Source organism: Burkholderia sp. 10_S31 (genome assembly GCF_056930375.1).
This window is the reverse complement of record NZ_JBXOWK010000001.1, coordinates 2749369-2771571: the sequence shown is the minus strand read 5'-3', so window position 1 is coordinate 2771571 and position 22203 is coordinate 2749369. Positions and strand designations below refer to the sequence as shown.

21 protein-coding genes and 1 pseudogene are annotated in these 22203 nt (G+C 67.2%); 14 read left to right on the top strand and 8 right to left on the bottom strand.

Features of this window, described 5'->3' with window-relative positions; translation table 11 throughout:
- Positions 1 to 47 precede the first annotated feature (47 nt).
- The 4 genes from AC1Z3W_RS12415 to AC1Z3W_RS12400 form a co-directional block, all read right to left on the bottom strand.
- Positions 48 to 1367, bottom strand: coding sequence for an MFS transporter (locus AC1Z3W_RS12415; protein ID WP_483507681.1), 1320 nt, complete (start codon positions 1365 to 1367; stop codon positions 48 to 50).
- An 89-nt stretch (positions 1368 to 1456) separates the two neighbouring features.
- Positions 1457 to 2146, bottom strand: coding sequence for a DUF4286 family protein (locus AC1Z3W_RS12410; RefSeq protein WP_124834392.1), 690 nt, complete (start codon positions 2144 to 2146; stop codon positions 1457 to 1459).
- A gap of 99 nt (positions 2147 to 2245) precedes the next feature.
- Positions 2246 to 3298, bottom strand: a complete 1053-nt coding sequence (locus AC1Z3W_RS12405; protein ID WP_057930091.1) for a LysR family transcriptional regulator — start codon at positions 3296 to 3298, stop codon at positions 2246 to 2248.
- A gap of 191 nt (positions 3299 to 3489) precedes the next feature.
- Positions 3490 to 4281, bottom strand: coding sequence for an SDR family NAD(P)-dependent oxidoreductase (locus tag AC1Z3W_RS12400; RefSeq protein ID WP_124834394.1), 792 nt, complete (start codon positions 4279 to 4281; stop codon positions 3490 to 3492).
- Positions 4282 to 4706: 425 nt separating this feature from the next.
- On the opposite strand from AC1Z3W_RS12400, the gene ypfJ reads away from it, so the two are divergent.
- The 8 genes from ypfJ to AC1Z3W_RS12360 all read left to right on the top strand — a co-directional run bounded on the left by ypfJ (position 4707) and on the right by AC1Z3W_RS12360 (position 14646).
- Positions 4707 to 5582: a KPN_02809 family neutral zinc metallopeptidase gene (gene ypfJ / locus AC1Z3W_RS12395; protein ID WP_124834395.1), complete on the top strand. Its 876-nt coding sequence runs from the start codon at positions 4707 to 4709 to the stop codon at positions 5580 to 5582.
- A 352-nt stretch (positions 5583 to 5934) separates the two neighbouring features.
- Complete coding sequence (locus tag AC1Z3W_RS12390; RefSeq protein ID WP_483507680.1) at positions 5935 to 6666, top strand: response regulator transcription factor; 732 nt, start codon at positions 5935 to 5937, stop codon at positions 6664 to 6666.
- A 333-nt stretch (positions 6667 to 6999) separates the two neighbouring features.
- The gene (locus AC1Z3W_RS12385) at positions 7000 to 8502 is read left to right on the top strand and encodes an aldehyde dehydrogenase family protein (protein WP_483507679.1); all 1503 of its coding nucleotides are present in this window, start codon (positions 7000 to 7002) and stop codon (positions 8500 to 8502) included.
- 72 nt (positions 8503 to 8574) lie between these two features.
- A complete protein-coding gene (locus AC1Z3W_RS12380; RefSeq protein WP_057930094.1) occupies positions 8575 to 9915 on the top strand; it encodes an aspartate aminotransferase family protein in 1341 nt (446 codons plus the stop codon).
- Positions 9916 to 10178: 263 nt separating this feature from the next.
- Positions 10179 to 11681: an APC family permease gene (locus AC1Z3W_RS12375; RefSeq protein ID WP_057930095.1), complete on the top strand. Its 1503-nt coding sequence runs from the start codon at positions 10179 to 10181 to the stop codon at positions 11679 to 11681.
- The gene (locus tag AC1Z3W_RS12370; RefSeq protein WP_483507678.1) at positions 11678 to 12268 is read left to right on the top strand and encodes a DUF3156 family protein; all 591 of its coding nucleotides are present in this window, start codon (positions 11678 to 11680) and stop codon (positions 12266 to 12268) included. The genes AC1Z3W_RS12375 and AC1Z3W_RS12370 overlap by 4 nt, the downstream gene beginning before the upstream one ends.
- A 60-nt stretch (positions 12269 to 12328) precedes the next feature.
- Positions 12329 to 13267: a helix-turn-helix domain-containing protein gene (locus AC1Z3W_RS12365; RefSeq protein ID WP_483507677.1), complete on the top strand. Its 939-nt coding sequence runs from the start codon at positions 12329 to 12331 to the stop codon at positions 13265 to 13267.
- Positions 13268 to 13437: 170 nt separating this feature from the next.
- Positions 13438 to 14646, top strand: a complete 1209-nt coding sequence (locus tag AC1Z3W_RS12360) for a porin (protein ID WP_057930097.1) — start codon at positions 13438 to 13440, stop codon at positions 14644 to 14646.
- Between the two features lie 41 nt (positions 14647 to 14687).
- Here AC1Z3W_RS12360 and AC1Z3W_RS12355 read toward each other — a convergent pair whose 3' ends face one another.
- On the bottom strand, positions 14688 to 14909 hold the full coding sequence (locus AC1Z3W_RS12355) for a hypothetical protein (protein WP_483507865.1): 222 nt from the start codon (positions 14907 to 14909) through the stop codon (positions 14688 to 14690).
- On the opposite strand from AC1Z3W_RS12355, the pseudogene AC1Z3W_RS12350 reads away from it, so the two are divergent.
- Together AC1Z3W_RS12350 and AC1Z3W_RS12345 are read left to right on the top strand one after the other, a co-directional pair.
- A pseudogene (locus tag AC1Z3W_RS12350) lies at positions 14844 to 15437 on the top strand (PI-PLC domain-containing protein); the annotation flags it as partial. The gene AC1Z3W_RS12355 and the pseudogene AC1Z3W_RS12350 overlap by 66 nt on opposite strands.
- A gap of 270 nt (positions 15438 to 15707) precedes the next feature.
- A complete protein-coding gene (locus AC1Z3W_RS12345; RefSeq protein ID WP_057930099.1) occupies positions 15708 to 16136 on the top strand; it encodes a hypothetical protein in 429 nt (142 codons plus the stop codon).
- A gap of 85 nt (positions 16137 to 16221) precedes the next feature.
- Here the strand turns inward: AC1Z3W_RS12345 and AC1Z3W_RS12340 are convergent, their stop codons facing one another.
- On the bottom strand, positions 16222 to 16833 hold the full coding sequence (locus tag AC1Z3W_RS12340; protein ID WP_483507676.1) for a LysE family translocator: 612 nt from the start codon (positions 16831 to 16833) through the stop codon (positions 16222 to 16224).
- 84 nt (positions 16834 to 16917) lie between these two features.
- On the opposite strand from AC1Z3W_RS12340, the gene AC1Z3W_RS12335 reads away from it, so the two are divergent.
- Positions 16918 to 17445 carry a GNAT family N-acetyltransferase gene (locus AC1Z3W_RS12335; protein ID WP_124834401.1) on the top strand — a complete coding sequence of 176 codons (528 nt, stop codon included), beginning with the start codon at positions 16918 to 16920 and terminating at the stop codon, positions 17443 to 17445.
- A gap of 15 nt (positions 17446 to 17460) precedes the next feature.
- Here AC1Z3W_RS12335 and AC1Z3W_RS12330 read toward each other — a convergent pair whose 3' ends face one another.
- Together AC1Z3W_RS12330 and AC1Z3W_RS12325 are read right to left on the bottom strand one after the other, a co-directional pair.
- The gene (locus tag AC1Z3W_RS12330) at positions 17461 to 18522 is read right to left on the bottom strand and encodes an alkene reductase (protein WP_483507675.1); all 1062 of its coding nucleotides are present in this window, start codon (positions 18520 to 18522) and stop codon (positions 17461 to 17463) included.
- A gap of 72 nt (positions 18523 to 18594) precedes the next feature.
- Positions 18595 to 18903, bottom strand: coding sequence for an ArsR/SmtB family transcription factor (locus AC1Z3W_RS12325; protein ID WP_012366423.1), 309 nt, complete (start codon positions 18901 to 18903; stop codon positions 18595 to 18597).
- 573 nt (positions 18904 to 19476) lie between these two features.
- On the opposite strand from AC1Z3W_RS12325, the gene AC1Z3W_RS12320 reads away from it, so the two are divergent.
- From AC1Z3W_RS12320 to AC1Z3W_RS12310, 3 genes are all read left to right on the top strand, one after another.
- Positions 19477 to 19605: a hypothetical protein gene (locus tag AC1Z3W_RS12320; protein WP_282434927.1), complete on the top strand. Its 129-nt coding sequence runs from the start codon at positions 19477 to 19479 to the stop codon at positions 19603 to 19605.
- A gap of 599 nt (positions 19606 to 20204) precedes the next feature.
- Positions 20205 to 20471, top strand: a complete 267-nt coding sequence (locus AC1Z3W_RS12315) for a hypothetical protein (RefSeq protein ID WP_124834403.1) — start codon at positions 20205 to 20207, stop codon at positions 20469 to 20471.
- A gap of 17 nt (positions 20472 to 20488) precedes the next feature.
- Positions 20489 to 22132, top strand: coding sequence for a DUF2334 domain-containing protein (locus AC1Z3W_RS12310; RefSeq protein ID WP_057930105.1), 1644 nt, complete (start codon positions 20489 to 20491; stop codon positions 22130 to 22132).
- The last annotated feature ends 71 nt before the right edge of the window (positions 22133 to 22203 follow it).

Here is a 22203-nt window from a genome sequence, read left to right as displayed (position 1 = left end):
GGGTATCCGTTTGAAGTGCGAAGGAATGCAACGGCTGGCTGCGACAATCAATCCGCGAGCGGCCGGTGCGCGGTTTCGCGCGCGGCGAGGAGCGCGATCGACGTGACGACCAGCGCGGCGGTGACGTACAGCGACACGGCCGTCGTCGTTCCCGTCTGGCGGAACAGCGTGGCGATCACGAGTGGCGCGAAGCCGCCGCCGACGATGCCTGCGAGCGTGTAGGCCAGCGACGAGCCCGCATAACGCACGCGCGTCGGGAACTGCTCGGTGACGAACGCGCCTTGCGGGCCGTACATCACCGCATGGATCACGAGGCCGATCGCGACGGCCGCGACGATCGCACCCGGCCGCGCCGTGTCGAGCATCGTGAAGAACACGAACGCCCACACGATCCCGGCGATCGCGCCGGCGAGGTACACCGGACGGCGCCCGAAGCGGTCCGACAGCGCACCGAAGAACGGCACCGCGAGCGCGTTGCAGGCCGTGCCGACCATCACGGCCGTCAGCGCAACGGGGCGCGACAGGTGCAGCGCGGTCGTCACGTAGGTCAGCGTGAACACGACGATCAGCGCGTACAGCACGTCGGAGCCGATCCGCGAACCGCCGGCGATCAGCAGGCGCCGCCAGTGGCATTTCAGCACTTCGGCGACGGGCACGTCGACGGTCGCGTGCGATTCGGCGAGCTGCTCGAACTGCGGCGTCTCGTCGACGCCGCGGCGCAGCCAGAAGCCAAACACCACAAGCAGCGCGCTGGCCGCGAACGGCACGCGCCAGCCCCACGACAGGAAGGAGTCGGACGTGGTGGCCAGCGTCACGAGCGCGATGCAGCCGGTGCCGAGCAGCGTGCCGAACGACGGGCCGATCTGTGTCCACGACGCGGACAGCCCGCGCCGCTTCTGGTCGCCGTGCTCGACCGACAGCAGCACCGCGCCGGCCCATTCGCCGCCGAGCGCGACGCCCTGCACGAAGCGCAGCGCGACGAGCAGGATCGGGCTCAGGATGCCCGCCTGCGCATAGGTCGGCAGCGCGCCCATCAGCGCGGTCGTCACGCCCATCAGCACGAGCGTGAGCATCAGCACCGCGCGGCGGCCGATGCGATCGCCGAAGTTGCCGAACACGAAGCCGCCGAGCGGACGCGACACGTAGCCGACCGCATAGGTCGAGAACGCGAGTATCGTGCCGGCCAGCGGATCGACCGACGGGAAGAACAGATGGTTGAAGACGAGCGCGGCGAGCGTGTTGTAGATCGTGAAGTCGTACCACTCGAGCGACGTGCCGATCATGCTCGCGGTCGCGAGTCGGCTGTTGCGGACGCGGCGAGGCGCGTGGGCGGCGGGCTGGGCGAGAGTGCTCATGATGTCGGGCATGTCGTGAAGGATGACGGGGTGACGCGCGGCGGCTGGCGCGCCGGCCGCGAGCGGTGGACGCGCGGCACGGCCGGTGTCGCGATTCGGGTTCAGGCGAGCAGCGTGGCTGCTGTTGCCGGATTCGCTTCCGTGTTGCGGCGCGCAGCCGGCAGCGGCGCGGCCGCACGCCACAGCAGGTCGAAGGTGCGCACGTCGTCGTGACCGGCGATGGCGGCGGCGACGCGGCGCGTGGCCGCGGCGTCGCTGCCTTCGATCAGGACGAGCGCGTCGGCGGCCGGACGTGCCGCCGCATCGGCGCCGATCGGCGCGGACAGGTCCGGCGCGGTGCGGAACAGCCGTGCGGCATGGATGCCCGGTTCGCGCAGCGCCGCGTCGAAGCGCTCGCGCAGGTGCGGCACGTCGATGTGTTCGGGCGGCAGCACGAACAGCACGAGATGCATGCCTTCGCCGTCGCCGGCCTCGATCGTCAGGTCGCCGACGCGCCGCTGCGTGCCCGTCATGCGTTCGAAGTTCGCGAGCGACCACGCGGTCTGCTGCGTGAACGCGCGCCGGTACGCGTCGCTGCGGAATACGTCGAGCGTGTCCGTCACGTACAGCGCGAGGTATTTGCGCGGGCCGCTATCGGTCGCGCGAAACCGTCGCGCATGCGTGAAGCCGGGAAGCGCGACACGCTCCTGCATGTGCTCGCGGTCGTACCACGCGTTGAAGTCGGCTTCGTGCGCGGGATCGATATCCGTCCAGACGCAGAGCTGGCCGTGCGGAAGGGAAAGGCGGGTCATTGCGGGTTCCTTGTGACGGGGTGTGTCAGGAACCGCAGTGTCCCGAAGACGGGCTGCGCCCGTCCAACAAGAAAACAAATTCGCGGTGAACAGGTTTTCTTATGAGCGGCGCGGACGGCGTTTCGCCGGGGCGGCGGGCGATGTGGATTTCGGCGTGCGTTTTGCCGGCGCGGTTTTGGTTTTTGTCGCCGTGCGGGCGGGGGCCTTGCCGACGGCATTGACATCGGCATCGGCCTCGGGCTTTGCCGATGCATTCGGCTTCGCATGACCCGACGCGGTCGGCATCGCACGCGCGACTTCGCTCGCCAGTTCCGCGATGCGCGCGGCAACCGGCAGGCCCTGCGTGCGGTACGACGCGACGAGCGGCAGTGCGGGGAATTCGGGTTCGACGTCGAGCAGTTCGAGCGCGCCTTCCTGCAGTTCGCGCCCAATGATCGCGGGCGGCAGCGCGGCCACGCCGAAGCCGTCGGCGACGAGCCGGATCATCGCGGCGACCGACGTGATGCAGTTGATGCTGGCCGGCCGCTCGACGGCCGCGAACAGCCGCTCGATCGTCGCGTGCGGCCCCGAGTGGCGCGAGAAGCTGATGATCGGGTATGCGGCAAGCCGTGCGACGTCGAGCCGTTCGCCACCGAGCCCGAGACGCGGGCTCGCCGCCCAGCGTACCGGGAATTCGCACAGCGGCAGGTTCGTGAAGTCGGGGCCCGGCACCGGGTCGGTCTGCAGGATCAGGTCGACGCCGTCGGTGCTCATCAGGCGGATCAGGTGCAGCGTCGTGTCGCTCGTGATCTCGACGTCGAGGCGCGGATAGCGCTCGCGCAATTGCGCCATCAGCGCCGGAAACCAGCTGTGGACGATCGACTCGATCACGCCGATCCGGATCAGGCCCGCATCGCTCGCCGCGTCGATGTCGCGCCGCATCTCGCCGTCGAGCCGCACGATCCGCTCAGCGTATGCGAGCATGCGCCGGCCAGCGGGCGTGAGCGTGGCCGAGCGCGTGTTGCGGTCGAACAGCCGCACGTCGAATGCTTCTTCCAGCGACGCGATGCGGCTCGACACGGCGGCCTGCGTCGTGTGCAGTTTCTCGGCCGTGAGCCGGAAGTTTTCCAGCTTCGCGAGCCAGACGAAAGTTTCAAGAAACCGGATGTTCATCGCATTCCGAACGGTGAGGCGGTGTCGCGCGGTGGGCGACGGGATCGGTCGATGTTAGCGGATTTCCGGGGCGGGGGACGAGCGGAGCGCGTGCAGGGCCGGGTGTATGCGACGGCATGCCGGACGACGCGCGCGGCACGTCGTGCGGCGGCCTTCGACGACGCATCGTGCGGCCGTGTCGCCCCCGCACGTCAAAGCGTGTCGAACGCGAGCGTGGGCACATCGACGACCATCGCGCCGCCGTCGGCGACGAGCGTCGCGCCGGTCACGAACGACGCGTCGGGCGATGCGAGGAAGGCGCACACGGCCGCGATTTCGTCCGGATCGGCCGCGCGCCGCAGCGGTACGTCGGCGCTCACGCGCGCATATGCACCGTCGAGCGTGTCGCCGTACGCGGACATCAGCGGTTCCATTTCCGCATCGGCCATCGGCGTGCGGACCCAGCCCGGGCACACCGCGTTCGCCCGCACGCCGTGCGGCCCGTAGTCGCGTGCCAGCGATCGCACGAGCCCGAGCAGCGCATGCTTGCCGACCGTATAGCCGCATACGCCCGGCCCGGCCGCGAGCGCGGCGATCGACGCAACCAGCACGATGCTGCCGCGCTGCGCGATCAGGTCGGGCAGGCACGCGCGTGCGCTGACGAACGCGGTGTCGAGATTTGCATGCATCGCGTTGCGCCACCGCACGTCGTTGGTTTCGTCCGCGCGGCCGAGGCCGTGGCCGCCCGCGCACGCGATGAGTGCGTCGACCGGGCCGAACCGTTCGGCGATCTCCGGCAGCAAGCGCGCCCAGTCGGCCGTGCTTGCGGCGTCGCCTGCGAGTGCGAGGCCGCCTGTCTCGGCGGCGAGCGCGTCGAGCGGCGCCCGACGCCGCCCGATCAGCACGACGCGATCGCCGCGGGCGGCGAAGCGGCGCGCGCAGGCAGCGCCGATGCCGGTGCCCGCGCCGGTGATGGCGATCGTACGGGGTTGCGGGTGCGTCATGTCGTTCTCCGGAAGGGTGTCGTTTCCGGCCACTTTAGGCGGGGTCGACGCACGCCGGTATCCGCCGAAAGGATGAACGCGACCCGGCCGGACGATAGAGAGCGGTGCACGGCACCGGGCCGACCGGCACCAGCGCGCCATTTTGCAAAGGCTGACGATGTTCGGCGCCGAATCGCTCTATCCTCCATATTTTGTGATAAGTCGCAAAAGCCCGGCAAAATAGCGGGCGGGCCCGTGCACCGGTGCACGGCGCGCCGTGCCGTGCTGATTCCGTCGTGCAAGCGGAGCGGCAGGCGGCACGATCGGCGTGAGCGTGCGCCCGATACGAATGCATCGCGTTTGCCGATCGCGCACGTCGCGGTGGCGGACCGCCCGGCTGCGCATCGCGCGGCCGGACCATCGACAAGAGCAGGGAGGGGCCGGCAATGAGGCTGGACGACGAAAGAGAAAGCGTGAACGTCGAGGATCGACGCGGCGGCGGCGGGTTCGGCGGCGGGCGCGCGACGATCGGCATCGGCACGATCGTGGTCGCGCTGGCCGCATCGTATTTCTTCGGGATCGACCCGCGCGTCGTGCTCGAAGGCGCATCGGCGCTGCAGGGCCGCCAGCAGGCGCAGCCCGCGCCCGCGCAGCGCCAGGGCGCACCGGCGAACGATCCCGGCGCGGTGTTTACGCGCAAGGTGCTCGGCAATATCGAGCGCACGTGGACGGGCGTCTTCAACACCCAACTGCATGCGCAGTACGAGCCGCCGAAGCTCGTGATGTTCACGAACTCGACGCCGACCGCGTGCGGCACCGGCCAGACCGCGATGGGGCCGTTTTACTGCCCGGGCGACCGCAACGTGTATATCGATCTCGGTTTCTACGACGAGCTGCGCAAGCGGTTCGGCGCGGGCGGCGACTTCGCGCAGGCCTACGTGGTCGCGCACGAAGTCGGCCATCACGTGCAGAACTTGCTCGGCATTTCCGACAAGGTCGATGCCGCGCGCCGCCGTTCGAGCCAGGCGCGCTCGAACGCGCTGTCGGTGCGCATGGAACTGCAGGCCGACTGCTTCGCCGGCGTGTGGGCGAACAACGCGCAGCGCGCGAACCAGCGGCTGATGGAACCCGGCGATTTCGAGCAGGGGCTGAAGGCGGCGGCCGCGATCGGCGACGATCGGCTGCAGCAGCAAGGCCAGGGCTACGTCGTGCCGGAGAGCTTCACGCACGGCACCAGCGAGCAGCGCGTGTACTGGCTGCGGCGCGGGATGGAGTCGGGCGAACTGAGCGCCTGCGATACGTTCGCCGCGAACGCACGCTGATACTGGCTGACACGGCGGGGCGCGCACGCTGCCGCGCCTGCGTTTCGCGGCCGCACGCACGGCCATCCCGGAAACTTCGCGGATCGTTCCGATCGCGCTTGATCGGCGCATGCGATGTTTCGCGCTACCTTCGATGTCCATTTTCGGTCGCACGGCTCGCGGCGCATACGCGACACATGATTTCCTGACGCAGATTCTGTTGCCGCGATCTGTTGCCGCGACACGGCCGGCGCGCCCGCCATCCACCCCCCCACCGATGATTTGCCGATTTGTGCTCACCGGCCCATTTCGGCGCCGGTAGGCTGGCCCGAACTTCGATCTTCGATACGTTCGCCCGCAGGCCGCTCCCGCCATGCCGACCTCATCCGTTACCGCCGACCACGAAGCCGCCGACTGGCAGCGCGCGCTGCGTGCGTGCGTGGATGCGTTCGACGCATTCGCGAGCCCGTCCGCGATCGTGTTCTACCGGCTCGACCTGAGCGGCGAGCCGGCCGATTTCGAGCTGTTCGGGATGCCGGAGTCGATGCATCGCACCTACATCGCGCGCTACCGGATGCTCGATCCGCTACACCCGTCGCGTTGCGCCGCGGGCGAACGCGCGGTCGTCACGCTCGCTTCCCAATTGCCCGACGAACGACGCGACGCATCCGCGTACTGGACCCGTTTCCTGCGGCGGCACGATGTCGCCGACGTCGTCGAGATCTGGCTGCGCGACGATGCGGGCCGCACGGTCGGCGCATTTTCGCTGCTGCGCTTCGGGCGAGGCGACGCGGACGGCAACCGCACGGCGGGACGGTTCGCTTCGGGCGAGATCGACGCGCTGGCACGGCTGCAGCCGGTTGCCGAAGCGGCGCTGGCCCCGCTGCTGCGCATGCGGCGCGGGATTCACCGGATCGGCTGCGAGGCGCGGCTGACGTACCGCGAGGAACAGATCGCGCGCCTCGTGCGCGATGGCCGCTCGAACAAGGAGATCGCACGCGATCTCGCGCTCGGGCAGCCGACTATCAAGACGCATCTGATGCGCATGTACAGGAAGCTCGGCGTGTCGAATCGCACGGAACTGGTGGGGGCGTTGTTCCTGTAATTTTTCCGCACCCGCACCCGCACCCGCACCCGCACCCGCACCCGCACCCGCACCCGCACCTGCACCACGCACCACGCACCACGCACCACGCACCACGCACCACGCACCACGCACCACGCACCACGCACCACGCACCACGCCACGCCACGCCATTAGTCTGACGATAACCCGACGTTCGCACACCGTCATCCCACGTTCCCGAGTCACCCGCGTTTCGATCCCCCACGCGCTGCCAATTTGCGCTCACCGGGCGCGATCCCCCGTCGATACAGTGGTTCGACGCCCGCATGCCCCAACGCACGCGGCCCAGCCATGACAAACATCGAGACGCCCATGAGCACCACGAACTTCGTCGCCGTCAGCGACACCGTGCGCACCTTCGTTGCGCGCGATTTCGGCCTCTTCATCGACGGTGAAATGCAGCCTTCACACGCGGCCGCGCGGCTCGACGTGTACGACCCCGCAACGGGCGAGCGGCTCGCGACGGTCGCGGACGCCGACGAACGCGACGTCGACCGCGCCGTCGCGAGCGCGAAGCACGCGTTCGACACTCGCGTGTGGAGCGGCCTGCGCCCGGCCGACCGTGAACGCATCCTGCTGAAGCTCGCCGACCTGATCGAAGCCAATGCCGAAACGCTCGCGCAACTCGAAACGCTGAACCAGGGCAAGTCGATCCACGTGTCGCGCGCGATCGAGGTCGGCGCGAGTGTCGAATACGTGCGCTACATGGCCGGCTGGGCCACCAAGATCACCGGCCAGACGCTCGACGTGTCGATTCCGTTCCCGCCCGGCGCGCGCTATACGGCCTATACGCGCAAGGAGCCGGTCGGCGTGGTCGCCGCGATCGTGCCGTGGAACTTCCCGCTGATGATCGCGGTGTGGAAGCTGATCCCCGCGCTCGCGGCCGGCTGCACGATCGTGCTGAAGCCGTCGCCGGAAACGCCGCTCACCGCACTGCGCCTCGCCGAACTCGCACGCGACGCCGGCGTGCCGCCCGGCGTGTTCAACGTCGTCACCGGCGGCCGCACGTGCGGCGCCGCGCTGTCGAGCCACCCGTCGATCGCGAAGATCTCGTTCACCGGCTCGACCGCGACCGGCAAGCTGGTCGGCGCGGCGGCCGTGCAGAACATGGCGCGCTTCTCGCTCGAACTCGGCGGCAAGAATCCGATCGTGATGCTCGACGACATCGACGTCGCGCAGGCGCTCGACGGCGTCGCGGCCGGCGCGTTCTTCAACCAGGGGCAGGTGTGCGCGGCCGCATCGCGCATCTACGTGCACCGCAGCAAGTTCGCGCAACTCGCGGACGGCCTCGCGGGCGTCGCGCAGTCGATGAAGCTCGGCGCGGGCCTCGACACGACCGCGCAGATCAACCCGCTCGTCTCCGCGCACCATCGCGACAAGGTGGTCCAGCACATCGAAGGCGCGCGTCGCGCGGGCCTCACGTTCCTAGCGGGCGGCACGCCGGCCGACGACTTGCCCGGCTACTACGTGAAGCCGGCCGTGATCGCCGATCCGCATCCGGACAGCGCGATCGTGCGCGACGAAGTGTTCGGTCCGGTGATCGTCGTCGTGCCGTTCGACGACGCGGCCGATGCGGTGCGGCTCGCGAACGCGTCGCCGTACGGCCTCGCCGCGAGCATCTGGAGCAACGACCTGAAGCGCGTGATGAACCTCGTGCCGCAGATCGAGGCCGGCACCGTGTGGGTGAACTGCCATATCCCGCTCGACCCGTCGATGCCGTTCGGCGGCTACAAGCAGTCGGGCATCGGCCGCGAGTTCGGCCAGTACGCGATCGAGGGCTTCACCGAAACCAAATCCGTCTGCATCGCGCACTGACGCGCGACGCCAACTGCCAAACCCCCGAATCTCGGCGATCGAGGTTCAACCGATCCGAAAGTGGAGACTGCAATGAGCTACAACGAAGCGAAGTTCTGGCACCCGATGCTGCACCCGAACGAAATGAAACAGCGCAAGCCGATCCGCATCGTGCGCGGCGACGGCTGCTACGTGTTCGACGAAACCGGCAGGCAGCTGGTCGACGGCGTCGCGGGCCTGTGGAACGTGAACGTCGGGCACAACCGCCAGGAAGTGAAGGACGCGATCGTGCGCCAGCTCGACGAGCTCGAGTACTTCCAGCTGTTCGACGGCATTTCGCATCCGCGCGCGGAAGAGCTGTCGAAGAAGCTGATCGACATGCTCGAACCGGAAGGGATGCGCCGCGTGCTGTACAGCTCGGGCGGCTCCGACTCGATCGAGACCGCGCTGAAGATCGCGCGCCAGTACTGGAAGGTGCGCGGCCAGGCCGACCGCACGAAGTTCATCTCGCTGAAGCAGGGCTATCACGGCACGCACTTTGGTGGCGCATCGGTGAACGGCAATACGGTGTTCCGCCGCAACTACGAACCGAACCTGCCCGGCTGCTTTCACGTCGAGACGCCGTGGCTGTACCGCAACCCGTTCACGCAGGATCCGGAAGAGCTCGGCCGGATCTGCGCGGAAATGCTGGAGCGCGAAATCCAGTTCCAGAGCCCCGACACGGTCGCCGCGTTCATCGCCGAGCCGGTGCAGGGCGCGGGCGGCGTGATCGTGCCGCCGGCCAACTACTGGCCGCTTGTGCGCGAGGTGTGCGACCGCTACGGCGTGCTGCTGATCGCCGACGAAGTCGTGACGGGCTTCGGCCGCAGCGGCAGCCTGTTCGGCAGTCGCGGCTGGGGCGTGCGCCCCGACATCATGTGCCTCGCGAAGGGGATCTCGTCCGGCTACGTGCCGCTCGGCGCGACGGCCGTGAACGCGCGGATCGAGGACGCGTTCGCCGCGAACGCGGACTTCGGCGGCGCGATCATGCACGGCTACACGTACGCCGGGCACCCGGTCGCATGCGCGGCCGCGATCGCGAGCCTCGACATCGTCGTGAAGGAAGACCTGCCGGGCAATGCCGCGAAACAGGGCGCGTATCTGCTCGAAGCGCTGCAGTCGTTCCCGCAGCGCTTCGCGGCGGTCGGCGAGGTGCGCGGCAAGGGGCTGATGCTCGCGCTCGACCTCGTCGCGAACAAGCAGACCCGCGAGCCGATCGACCCGCTGTCCGGCTATGCGAACGCGGTCGCCGAAGTGGCGCGCGAGCACGGTGTGCTGGTGCGCCCGGTCGGCACGAAGATCATCCTGTCGCCGCCGCTCGTGATCGAGCGCGAGCAACTCGACCGGATCGTCGACGCGCTCGCGGCGGGCTTCGAGGCCGTGCCGTTCGCGTGAGGCCGAGACGCCGTGATGCCGTGATCGCGTGACGACGAACCGGCGGCGGAGGGCGGGATAACCCGTGCGCCGCCGCCGGTTTGCCGATTTGCGCTATGACCGGATTATTTTGCCTGCGTATTTTTTCGACATCGGATCAAGGTGTGATCGACAGGGGGCCCGGGGATCGAAGCGCAGCAGCGCCGCCCCGGGCCGACCGCACAGCATGGGACCCCGGCCGCCGACGAAGCGGCGGCCCGGGTCGACACAGGAAGGAGACAAGGATGTCGGGATGGTCTGGAGTGACCGGCGCCGCGGGCGATACGCCCGCCGGTGCGCCGGCTGAAGCGGGTGGCGGCACGGTGCTGAAGGCGGGTGCGGTCGGCTTTCCGACCGCGCTGGCGAGTGCCGTCGGCCTCATCATGGCGAGCCCGGTGATTCTCACCGCGACGTCGGGCTTCGGGATGGGCGGCTGGGCGTTCGCGGTCGCGATGATCATCGCGTTCGTGATGATGCAGGCGCAGGCGACGACGTTCTCCGAAGCCGCCGCGATGCTGCCGACGGCCGGCTCGGTTTACGATTACCTGTCGTGCGGGCTCGGCCGCTTCTGGGCGATCACCGGCACGATTTCCGCGTACTTCCTCGTGCACGTGTTCGCCGGCACGGCGGAGACGATCCTGAGCGGCATCATGGCGCTCGTCAACTTCGAGTCGCTGAACGCAGCGTTCGAGAAGCACAACAGCTCGTGGCTCGTCGGCGTCGGCCTCGTCGTCACGTTCGCGATCACCAACATCATCGGCATCAAGGTGTTCAGCAAGCTCGAGATCGTACTGACGGCCGGCATGTGGCTGTCGCTGATGATCTTCGGGATCCTCGGGCTCGCGGCGGCGCCGGCCGTGCATCTCGACGGCTGGTTCGGCGGCTCGGCAGTCGGCACGTCGGTGCCGGCCGTGCTGTCGCTGGTCGGGATGGCGATGTTCATGTTCGTCGGCTGCGAGTTCGTCACGCCGCTCGCGCCGGAAATGAAGGCGCCGGGCCGCACGATTCCGCGCGCGATGACGCTCGGCCTCGTCGGCGTCGCGATCTGCATGTTCCTGTACGGCGCGGCGATCCGCCGCCAGGTCGCGAACGTGCCGGTCAGCCCCGACGGCCTCACGCACCTGCTCGACACGCCGGGGGCGATTCCCGCGTTCGCGCTGCAGGTGCTTGGGCCCTTCGGCCGCGTATGGTTCGGCATCGCGTTCCTGTGCGCGGGCGCCGCGACGATCAACACGCTGATGGCCGGGCTGCCGCGCATCCTGTACGGGATGGCGATCGACGGCGCGCTGCCGCGCTGCTTCGCGTATCTGCATCCGCGCTTCAAGACGCCGGTGGTCGGCATCGTTGCTGCGGCGATCGTGCCGATCTTCCATGCATGGCTGATCAACGGCAATCTCGACAGCATCCTGCACCTCGTGCTCGCCGCGACTTGCGCGTGGGGCACCGCGTACCTGCTCGTCACCGCGTCGGTCGTGATGTTGCGGATTCGCCGTCCGGACCTGCCGCGCCCGTACCGTTCGCCGTTGTTCCCGCTGCCGCAGATCGTGTCGAGCGTCGGCATCGTGCTCGCGATCTGGTACATCACGCCGCCCGGCATGAACGCGCGCGACATCTACGTGCCGTTCGGCGCGATGCTCGGGCTCACCGCGCTGTACGCGCTGTTCTGGACGGTCGTCGTGCAGCGCCGGCATCCGTTCAAGCCGGTGCCGGTCGAGGAAGTGCTGCGCCAAGAGCACGTCGCGTCGTGAGGGTCGCATTCGCCCGGTGGCGCACGGCGCCCGATACGCCGCCGCCCGGCCACCGGCCCGGCGCGATCGCCGCGCGCGTGCTCGCCGATCTCGGTGCGGTGCGCGACGCGGACGGTGGGGCCGGCGACGCGACGGCCCGCTTGCCGAACGGCGTGCGCGTGCGTGTCGACGAACGCGTCGATCGGCAGTTCCTGATGCATACGGTCGGCGTGCGGGTGACGGTTGCCGCGCCCGGCCCGGCCGGGCCGGGCCGCGCCCGCGTGCTGCAGACCGGCTGGCTGCGGCGCACCGGCGTCGCGGCCGAAGCCGAGCCGGGATGCGACCCCGGATTCGCACGAACCGTGGCCGCACTCGTCGCGCAGCCGTCGCTCGCCGATGCGCTGCGCCCGCTGCACCTGACCGACTGCACGATCGTCGCGTGCGACGGGTGCTGGACGCTTGTCGTCGTGCCGTTCGGCGGCAGCGAGGTCGTGAACCGGATGCCGTCGTTTCGCCGCTATGTCCGCCTCGCCGGCGAGCAGGCCGCCGCGCTGTCGGCGGCCTGTCTTGCATTCGAAACCGCACTGCGCGGAATTTTGCGGGGGTAAGCTGTGGCGCTGCGGGCCGTGCGGCCGCAACGCGGGTTCAGGGTTTCACCGGAGATGCCGATGCTGTTCCAGTCACGCTCACACGAAGACGTGCATGACCACGGGCTCGCGATCGCGGGTTGGCATCAGGTCTACCGCCAGATGACACCGGGCCGGTTCAAGGGCACCGTCACGCAGGTGCTGTACGACGACTTCCATTTCTTTCGCGAGACGACCAACCGGCGTGTCGCGCAAACCGGTCTCGCGCCGGCGGGGCGCACGTCGCTCGCCGTCCCGTTGTCGGTGCCGCTCGCCGGCACGTTCCAGTGCCAGCCGATCGACGGCTATGCGCTGCTCGCGCTGCGCGCCGGCGAGGATTTCGAATTCCATACGCCGGAAGGGATGGGGCTGGTCGGGATCAGCGCCGCGTCGGACATGGTCGACGAGCTGTGCGAAGTCGAGTTCGGCGCAGCCGGCGCGCGTAAGCTGCGGCACGTCACGCGGCTGTCCGACGAGCAGGGCGTCGCGCTCGGCGCGCGGCTGTCGTCGCTGATCGACGATGCGCAGCGCAATCCAGGCTGCCTCGAATATGCGGCCACCCGCAAGATGTTCCGCGATGCGATGCTCGGCATGTTCCTCGATGCGCTCGAGCAGGGCATCGGCGTCGAGCGCCGCGACATCACGCACGCCACCTACAGCGATATCGTCAGCCGGTGCGAGAAGCACCTGCGCGACCGGCCCGAGGAACCCGTCACCGTGCTCGAGCTGTGCCGCGCGCTGCGCTGCAGCCGCCGCACGCTGCAGACGAGCTTCCAGCGCGTCGCCGACGTCACGCCCGTCGGCTATCTGCGCACGATCCGGCTGAACGCGGTGCGGCGCCTGCTGCGCACCACTTCCGCGCACCAGCTCGGCGTGGGCGAGGCCGCCGCGAGCTGGGGGTTCACGCATCTCGGCTATTTCGCGCGCGAGTATCGCGACCTGTTCGGCGAACTGCCGTCGCAAACCTTGCGCCCCGAATGATGCCCTCGCGCCTGACGGTGCCGCCAGGTGCCGTCGTGTGGCGCCCGTCCGCTTCACCGTTTGCTGATTTGGGATAGGGGTCCCGAATTTTCGCTGGATAGAGTCCTGTCACCCATATCGACAACTCCATCGGTTTGCACTGCGAATCGATGACAACAGAGGGGCGGGACATGAAGATCGGACGAAGACTGGCCGCAGCGGCGGCCACGCTGGGTTGCATGCACGCGCACGCACAGACCTCCGGCAGCGTGACGCTGTACGGCACCGTGGACACCGGCATCATTTATTCGACGAACCAGCAGTTCACGCGCGCCGACGGCAGCACGGGCGGCGGCCATGCGTGGCAGATGGGCGGCGGCAACCTCGTGCCGTCCCGCTTCGGGTTTCAGGGCGCCGAGCCGCTCGGCGGCGGGCTCAGCGCGGTGTTTTCGCTCGAGCAGCAGTTCCTGTCCGCGAACGGGCAGGCGCTGCAGGGCGGCACCGCGTTCAGCCGGCAGGCGTGGGTCGGGCTGCGCCAGGATGCGATCGGCACGCTCGGCCTCGGCCGGCAATACGATTCGTACACGGACATGCTCGGTGCCTATGTGTCGAGCAACAACTGGGCGACCCCGTACGGTTCGCATCTCGGCGACGTCGACAACCTGAATGCCGCGTTCAACTTCAACAACGCGGTGAAGTTCACCAGCGCGGACTTCAACGGCCTCACGTTCGGCGGCACGTTCAGCTTCGGCGGGCAGGCCGGCGACTTTTCCGCGAAGCGCGGCTATTCGGTCGCGGCGACCTATACCCGCGCGCCGGTCGCGTTCTCGGTCGGCTATCTCGACCTGCACCAGCCGCTCGATGCGGCGCTCGGCGGCGCGAGCGGCTATATCGGCGACTTCGCGTGCAGCAACCCGGGCGCGATGTACTGCCTGCTGCAGGACGCCGGCTCGATGCGCGCGTTCGGCGCGGGCGGCTCGGTGACGTTCGGCGCGGCGACGGTCGCGCTGACCTATACACACACGCGCCTCGGCGACAGCCGCTATTTCTCGACCGACGCGCAGCCGCGCACGCAGGCGTTCACGTTCGACATCGGCGAGCTGAACGTCACGTACATGTTCACGCCCGCGCTGCAGGGCGGCGTCGCGTACATCTTCAACGCGGCGCATACCGACGGGCGCGGCACGACGCGCTTCCACCAGGTCAACGTCGGCACGAACTACAGCCTGTCGAAGCGCACCGCCCTGTATGCGGTCGCGATCGGCCAGATCGCGAGCGGCACGGGGCTCGGCACCGACGCGAACGGCAACGCGGCGAACTACGCGCAGATCCCGGTGCTCGCGAACAGCAATTCGAGCCGGCAACTCGCGGTGATGGCCGGGATTCGCGTGAACTTCTGACGGCGCACGCGCGCTGACACGAGCGGGCCGGCCGGCAGCGATCACAGCCGGTCCGCCGCGTGCGACAAATTCTTGGCGAGCGATCTGAACAATGGCGTTCGCTTCAGGCCGCCGGAAGCGGCGCCCGCGTTCCACACGTGTGCAACGCCAGGCCGTCCCTCCACCACGCCGATCGAGAGAGACCACATGACCTTGCTGAGCCGCCCGCGCACGCCTGCACGCGCAGCTTCGATGCGATGTTCGATGCGATGTTCGATGCGCATTGCGCGCGGCATCCGCGGCTGCGCTGGCATGCGGGCGGCGCGCTGCCTGCGCTCGGCGACGTGCGCGGCGCGGTGGTGCTGCTGCGGCGGTTTCGCAGCAGCCGACCGTTCGGCATCGACCTGACCGCGTGGCCCGACAACGCGACCTTCACGATCGATCATCCCGATGCGGCGTTCGTGATCCAGGATGAATACCGTGTGCCCGTTGCCGGGTCGATCCATTACAAGTGGCGCGTGATCGATGCGCTGCTGACCGGCATGCCCGCGCCGGAAAGCGGGCGCTGGGCGATCAACTTCTGCAGCGGGACGGGGATGGGCGCGAATCCGTCGGTGGTCGCGCACGGCGACGGCCGGGTGCGGGGGATTCAGGCGCGGCTCGCCGAGCGGTTGCGCGAGCCGCGTGGAACGTGTGGCGAAATGCTGCTCGATTTCTGCGACGACGATGACTGGGCGTTGGTGCGGGCGCTGGTTGGGTGCAACGATCACGCGCCCGCGTCGGGCGAGCGGTGCAGGTCGGTGGGCTGCTAGTACCGGCTGGCTCCCGTGAAGATCGGCCCGTTGCCGAATGTGTGACGCGCGGTCCATGTTGCGAACCGATGCCGACGGATAAGGTTGAACCGTTCGTGGGCGTGCACGGTTCGATCGAGCCCGTCGGCGGATATCCGCATGTTTTTCAACTCGGCGGGGAGCAACGGGCACCGCGTGCCCGGCATCGCGCCGGCCAGGGAATGGCGTCGTGGAAAGCAGCGCCGGCAGCTACGCGAACCTTCCGCCACGCAGACTGCAAGGAGAGAGGTCATGGCAACGCTCGTCAACATCATGAAGGACACCCCGAACGCGGTGCAGATCTGGGGCTTTCACGGCCCCTGCACCGTCAGGGACGTCGCAGCGGCACTCAATACCATCGCGGCCGGGATGAGCGGCGATGGGCACACGATTCACATCATGTCGGGAACGCACGGCTATTGCGCGGGGCAGGTCGGCGCGGTCGCCACGCGCGATCAGCGATTCGCCGCGGAAGACCGGGCGCTGGCTTCGCCGAAGACGAAGGACAACCGGCCGGTCGCGGTTGCGGTGCACGACTTCAATACGGCCAGGCTGCCCGCGCCGGATTACGTGACCGCGGCGATGACGAAGCTGAACGGCGACATGCGCGCGATCGTGCAGGGCGACGCGGGCACCGCGACGTTCCTGCTGGCCTATTGCTGCAGTGCCGGGACGCCGTAGCGTGCTGGGGTGCGGCGGCGGGCGGGCGTGGCGGCCCGCCGCCCGGCCCGCTCTGCAACGACGAGATGCCGTGCGAATGAGCCGTTCAACGCGTCGCGATCGCCACCGCCGCTCCGGCCATCGCCGTCGCGCTCGTGCGGTTCGCGATCCGCTTCGCGCGTGCCGAAGTGAGGAATGCCCGCGCACGTGACGCGAGCAGCGACCAGAAGCAGTCGGCGAGAATCAGGATCGCGAGCATCGTGCCGACGAGCTCGGCCCACGCGAGCACGCCGACATGCGTCAGGTCGACGATCGTCGGCAGCAGCGCGAGATAGAACAGCATGATCTTCGGATTGCCGAGCGTGACCAGCGTGCCCGCGACGAACATGCGCCACGGCGACTGGCCGCGCGGCAGGTCGTCGGCCTTCGTGTCGGTCGGCGCGGTCCACATCTTCCATGCGAGGAACAGCAGGTACGCGACGCCGAGCAGCTTCAGCACGAGCAGGCCCGTCTCGAACGTGCGCGCGAACGCGGACAGCCCGGCGACGGCCAGCGTGAGCCACAGCGCCTCGCCGATCCACATCGCGGCGAGGAACGGCAGCACGTCTCGCACGCCGTTCGTCAGTACGCGCGCAACGAGCGCGGCGACGCTCGGGCCGGGCGTGCCGGCGGTGACGAGCAGGGCGATGGCGAACACGGCGAGCGCGGACAGCGTCATGACGAACCTCGTGGGCAGGGATGTTCGAAAGGTCTGAAGTTTCGATTATAGTGACCGCCGTTCCCGACTGCCTGCCTTGTCGTGATGACAGTATCGATCCGGATTCGTCCCGCCACGCGGGAAGACGCGGCCGCGATGGCCGCCGTGGAAGTGGCCGCCGCCGGGCGCTTTCGCGATATCGGCATGCCCGACATCGCCGAAGGTGAGCCGACCGATGCGGCCGACGTGCTCGTGCGCATCGACGACGGTCGCGCGTATGTCGCGACGGACGATGCGGGGACGTGCGTGGGCTTCGCGTTCTACCGGTTGCTCGATGCGCAGCGGCTGTATCTGGAGGAACTGGATGTCGCGCCTTCGCACGCGGGGCTGCGGATCGGCGCGCGCCTGATCGCGAGGATCATGACGCGCGCCGCGCAAGACGGCATCGCCCAGGTCGTGCTGTCGACGTTCCGCGACGCGCCGTGGAATGCGCCGTACTACGCGCGTCTCGGCTTCCACGTGATCGACGATGCATCGCTCGACGACACGCTGCACGCCATCCGTGCGCATCACGTCGAGCGCGGGCTGGACGAGACGCAGCGCGTATTCATGCGCGCGGAGGTGCGCGCATGAACCTGTTGCCGGCCGTCAGGCCGCGTCGCTGAGCGCCGGGTAGTCGGTGTAGCCCGTTTCGCCTTCCGCGTAGAACGTCTCCGGCACCGGCTTGTTCAGCGGTGCGTCGAGTTCGAGGCGGCGCGGCAGGTCCGGATTCGCGATGAACAGCTTGCCCCACGCGATCGCGTCGGCGCTGCCGCTCGCGAGCGTGTCCTGCGCGGATTCGAGCGTGAACTGCTCGTTCGCGATCAGCGGGCCGCCGAACGCTTCCTTCAGGCGCGGGCTCAGGTGGTCGCCCGAATACGATTCGCGCGTGAAGATGAACGCGATCTTGCGGCGGCCGAGCTCGCGTGCGACGTAGCCGAACGTCGCGGCCGGATCGGAATCGCCCATGGTGTGCGCATCGCCGCGCGGTGCGAGATGCACGCCGACACGGCCCGCGCCCCACACGTCGATTGCCGCGTCGACCACTTCGAGCAGCAGCCGCGCGCGGTTCTCGACCGGGCCGCCGTATGCATCGGTGCGGTGGTTGGTACTGTCCTGCAGGAACTGGTCGAGCAGGTAGCCGTTCGCGCCGTGGATCTCGACGCCGTCGAAGCCGGCCTTCTTCGCGTTCTCCGCGCCCTTGCGGTATGCGGCGACGATGCCCGGAATTTCATCGAGTTCGAGCGCGCGCGGCGTCACGTACGGACGCTGCGGGCGCACGAGGCTCACGTGGCCGCCCGCGGCGATCGCGCTCGGCGCGACCGGCAGGTCGCCGTTCAGGAACACCGGATCGGAGACCCGGCCGACGTGCCAGAGCTGCAGCACGATGCGGCCGCCGGCCGCGTGCACGGCCTGCGTCACGCGCTTCCAGCCTTCGACCTGCTCGTCGGACCAGATGCCGGGCGTGTCCGCGTAGCCGACGCCCTGCGGCGTGACCGAGGTCGCTTCGCTGATGATCAGGCCGGCCGATGCGCGCTCGGCGTAATAGCGCGCCATCAGGTCGTTCGGTACGCGCGTCGCGCCCGCGCGGGAGCGGGTGAGCGGCGCCATCACGATGCGGTTCGGCAGGGGCAGGTCGCCGAGGGTAACGGGGTCGAACAGGGTAGGCATGGCAGATAACCTTTTCACGAAAGGCGGGATGGCCGTCGCGTCGTGCGCGGCGTGCGGCCCGCATGGCCTGGGTCAGAGTTCGCGGCGCAGGGCGTCGAGAAATGCGTCGATGACGGCCTCGTTGCGCCGGAAGAACGCCCACTGGCCGATCCGCGTCGACGTCACGAGCCCCGCGCGCTGCAGCGTCGCGAGGTGCGCGGAGACGGTCGACTGCGACAGCCCGCAGCGCGCATCGATCTGCCCGGCGCAGACGCCGTGGTCATACGGCAGCGTCTGCTCCGGGAAATGCGCGCCCGGCGTTTTCAGCCAGACGAGGATTTCCCGGCGCAGGGGGTTCGAAAGCGCTTTCAGGATCGCGTCGATGTCGAGTTCGGTCGGCATGGAAAGGGGTGTGGTGTTCGGGTCGGAAAACCGGTGCAAACGGGTATCGTCGATGAGCGAATCATATATCGGAAAAAGACGATATGCATGAAGGCACTGTCGGGAGTGGGGTTGTTGATCGTGTCGACATACAAAAAAGATCGCGCTTCACGCGGTTCGAAGGGTTCGAAGTCGTAGCTGTCGTATGAATCTTCAGTTCGCCGGTCGGGTGCGTCACGACGCCGGAAACGTCGCCGTCGACCTCCGTCGGCCACTCCTGATCGTGCTGCGCGTCGCGGTGAGCAGACGTTTGCACGATAAGGTAAGAAATGCCACGACTTCAAAAAGCGAATCTCGGCTCGCTGCCAAACGGTGAAGTAGAGGGCAATCAACGAACCGCGCACGCGCGGTTCGGCAGCCCGAGCTTACCAGCGGCCCGAGCAGGATTTCTCGAGGTTCGCCATCCGGCCTGACGTCGAGGAAGGCGACGGATCATCGATGCGTTTATAGAGGGAGAGGGGCTTGAACTGGTCTCGCTCGGATCTCAGGGCGCCACGCCAGCAGCGAGTGGCTGACCTGCATTGGCTTGTTCAGATGAAAGCCATCCTGGTACCCGATAACGACAACAAGAAGATCGTCTTTGGTCGTGCGACGACATTCTTCGACGAAATTATCGCCCTTTCGGATAAGCCTGCCTGCGGGCCTATGTCGACTTGGATCTGAACAAGACGGCCGAAATGTGCTTGATAGGGCCGTCGTTGTCCAGCAGCACGGCGTCTCAGGCTCGAAACGTTCCGGCATTCAGTTGGTCCGGAAATGAAAATTCGTGATCCATAGCATTTTTCACTTCGCCTGCCCGACAACGAACGCTGGGTCGCAATGCATTGCCTCGTTCCGCTACTGGCACTGATGAATCTTGGAGCCGGTGCCACGGCGCACCGTCACCCTGCGTTTCTTCGACGTTACGTTTTTTTGCCTTGCCGTGCTCTTCTGTTTCGGCTGTTACCGGCCCGCTTCGGTGGAACAGAGCCTGGCACTGTTAATGCGTGGGTGGCTGATGTAGTGATCAGGCGAGGCCGCGGCTGCACTTTCGACAGCGTATCTGTTGTCGGTTGTTTCCCGGTGCAGTGGTGGTCTTGACAGTCGGGGCGATCATGACCGACGCCACGGATGGTTCCGTCGTCGGGCAAGTGACGATGCCTGGAGCAATTCAGGCATGCCCCTTCGGTTCGCGTCTGCCTGACACTCAAGGCGCACGCGAGGCGTTCGTCCTAATCGCACACCCCAGTTTTCAGTCAGAGGTCAGTGAAAGGAGTTCTCCAATGAAAGCCCCGCTCAAGATTGCTGCGGCGTGTGCCGCGATTTCGTCCGCGATTGTATTGATGGGTACCGCTTGGGGCGCCGGAGTCCCGAGTGCTTCCGTCCCACACAAGCGCGTCGAGCCTCCACCGCGCACGGCCGTTGCGACCGAGATTGTGCCTGGCATGTCGGAAGAGGGGAAACGCCATGCCGAGCGCGAGCACGGCAGGGGGCCGAACTTCAACGAAGGCAGACATCGTCTGGGCAACGGCAACTTTCAGCGCGACTAGGCGCGAAGGAGATCACGATGAAAAAGCTCATTCTCGCATGGGTGCTGGCTCTCGGGTTCGCATTTGCCCAGATGCCGTCCTCCGTGCTCGCGCAGACCACCACGGCGAAGGTCCTGGTGCTCTATGATGCCCCACCGAACGACCCGTACTCGAAGCTAGGTATGGCTTACGCGATCATGCTGCGCAACCTGCTTGGCCATTTCAACACCAGTGTCACGCTTGCGCCCGTCGACAGCTATACGGCCGGAACTGTCGAACAGTATCAGGCGACTTTCTATCTGGGGGACTATTACAACAACACCATTCCGTCCGCATTTCTCGCGGACGTCGTCACGACGTCAAAGACGGTGGTCTGGTTCAAGAACAACCTGTGGGAAGTCGCATGGGATCCGTCGTACAACTTCACGGCCCGCTATGGATTTACCTTCACCGGGATGAGTGGACTGGCCTACGCGCCAACGAGCAGCAACCCGAACCCGAACTTCTTCGACACGGTGACCTACAAGAACACGAGCATGGTCAAGTACTATGCGTTCAACGCCAGCACCGGCGTGATTAGCGCGGATCCCGACATTGGCGTCACTGCGGTGTCCGACGCGACGAAGGCCAGTGTACTTGTCACCATCAAGGACAGTCAGACGGGTGCGCAGGCGCCGTACGTCATGCGCGCGGGCAATTTCTGGTACTTCGCCGACATGCCGTTCTCGTACATCGGGCCACGCGACCGGTACCTGGTGATTTGTGATCTGCTGCATGACATTCTCGGGACCAACCAGCCGGTGCTGCATCGCGCGATGGTGCGTCTTGAAGACGTCAACGCGTTCACGACCACGTCGTCGATGAAGACGTTGACCGATTACATGTATTCAAAGCGCATTCCGTTTTCCATTGCCACCATTCCGCGGTACGAAGACCCGCTCGGCGCCTATAACAACGGCGTGCCGCTGACAGTACATCTCGCGCAGGCGAGCGGTCTGAAGCAGGCACTCAATTACGCACTGGCCCGGGGCGGCAAGATCCTGATGCACGGCTACACGCATCAGTACAATTCGACGCCGAATATCGACAACGCGGTGAGCGGCAATGACTTCGAGTTCTGGCTTGCCACGCAGAACCGCCCTGTGGACGAAGATTCAACACAGTGGGCATCGGCTCGTCTGAAAGCGGGCCTGCAGGAATTTTCGTCGAATGGCTATGTTCCCTTCGCGTGGGAGGCGCCGCACTACCAGTCTTCACCCCTTTCGATCAAGGCCGTTCCGCCGCTGTTCAAGACGACCTACCAGCGGGTTGTCTACTACACGTCAGATCAGCCGAACCTGAATTCGACCGCGCCGAATCACGACTATTCGGTTGGCCAGTTCTTCCCGTATATCATCAATACCGACTATTACGGGCAACGGGTGCTGCCTGAGAACCTTGGGAACATCGAATACAACATATGCAATATCGATCCGTACTCGTGTCTGTCATACACGTGGCAGGATCTCTACACGAATGCACAGTACGCGCTGACGGTCCGGGATGGTTTTGCATCCTTCTTCTTCCATCCGTTCTGGCTTGAGCCCGACCTCGGCACGCCCGGCTTGCAGGATTTCCAGAAGCTCGTGACCGGGATAACCGGTCTCGGCTTCCAGTGGGTTTCTGCATATGACGCCAAGTAGTGCTGATAGTTGATGTCCACCGAGAATTGACCCACCTCGGGTCGTCAAGATTCGGTGGATGTCAACATGCC

Excerpts from the sequence above, each read along its gene's own strand:
- AC1Z3W_RS12320 (WP_282434927.1), top strand. The coding sequence starts at position 19,477 with ATGAAAGCCATCCTGGTACCCGATAACGACAACAAGAAGATCGTCTTT.
- ypfJ (WP_124834395.1), top strand. The coding sequence starts at position 4,707 with ATGAGGCTGGACGACGAAAGAGAAAGCGTGAACGTCGAGGATCGACGC.
- AC1Z3W_RS12380 (WP_057930094.1), top strand. The coding sequence starts at position 8,575 with ATGAGCTACAACGAAGCGAAGTTCTGGCACCCGATGCTGCACCCGAAC.
- AC1Z3W_RS12365 (WP_483507677.1), top strand. The coding sequence starts at position 12,329 with ATGCTGTTCCAGTCACGCTCACACGAAGACGTGCATGACCACGGGCTC.
- AC1Z3W_RS12330 (WP_483507675.1), bottom strand. The coding sequence starts at position 18,522 with ATGCCTACCCTGTTCGACCCCGTTACCCTCGGCGACCTGCCCCTGCCG.
- AC1Z3W_RS12310 (WP_057930105.1), top strand. The coding sequence starts at position 20,489 with ATGAAAAAGCTCATTCTCGCATGGGTGCTGGCTCTCGGGTTCGCATTT.
- AC1Z3W_RS12355 (WP_483507865.1), bottom strand. The coding sequence starts at position 14,909 with ATGCGCATCGAACATCGCATCGAACATCGCATCGAAGCTGCGCGTGCA.
- AC1Z3W_RS12405 (WP_057930091.1), bottom strand. The coding sequence starts at position 3,298 with ATGAACATCCGGTTTCTTGAAACTTTCGTCTGGCTCGCGAAGCTGGAA.
- AC1Z3W_RS12345 (WP_057930099.1), top strand. The coding sequence starts at position 15,708 with ATGGCAACGCTCGTCAACATCATGAAGGACACCCCGAACGCGGTGCAG.
- AC1Z3W_RS12375 (WP_057930095.1), top strand. The coding sequence starts at position 10,179 with ATGTCGGGATGGTCTGGAGTGACCGGCGCCGCGGGCGATACGCCCGCC.
- AC1Z3W_RS12410 (WP_124834392.1), bottom strand. The coding sequence starts at position 2,146 with ATGACCCGCCTTTCCCTTCCGCACGGCCAGCTCTGCGTCTGGACGGAT.
- AC1Z3W_RS12385 (WP_483507679.1), top strand. The coding sequence starts at position 7,000 with ATGAGCACCACGAACTTCGTCGCCGTCAGCGACACCGTGCGCACCTTC.
- AC1Z3W_RS12400 (WP_124834394.1), bottom strand. The coding sequence starts at position 4,281 with ATGACGCACCCGCAACCCCGTACGATCGCCATCACCGGCGCGGGCACC.
- AC1Z3W_RS12340 (WP_483507676.1), bottom strand. The coding sequence starts at position 16,833 with ATGACGCTGTCCGCGCTCGCCGTGTTCGCCATCGCCCTGCTCGTCACC.
- AC1Z3W_RS12315 (WP_124834403.1), top strand. The coding sequence starts at position 20,205 with ATGAAAGCCCCGCTCAAGATTGCTGCGGCGTGTGCCGCGATTTCGTCC.
- AC1Z3W_RS12360 (WP_057930097.1), top strand. The coding sequence starts at position 13,438 with ATGAAGATCGGACGAAGACTGGCCGCAGCGGCGGCCACGCTGGGTTGC.
- AC1Z3W_RS12390 (WP_483507680.1), top strand. The coding sequence starts at position 5,935 with ATGCCGACCTCATCCGTTACCGCCGACCACGAAGCCGCCGACTGGCAG.
- AC1Z3W_RS12335 (WP_124834401.1), top strand. The coding sequence starts at position 16,918 with ATGACAGTATCGATCCGGATTCGTCCCGCCACGCGGGAAGACGCGGCC.
- AC1Z3W_RS12415 (WP_483507681.1), bottom strand. The coding sequence starts at position 1,367 with ATGCCCGACATCATGAGCACTCTCGCCCAGCCCGCCGCCCACGCGCCT.
- AC1Z3W_RS12325 (WP_012366423.1), bottom strand. The coding sequence starts at position 18,903 with ATGCCGACCGAACTCGACATCGACGCGATCCTGAAAGCGCTTTCGAAC.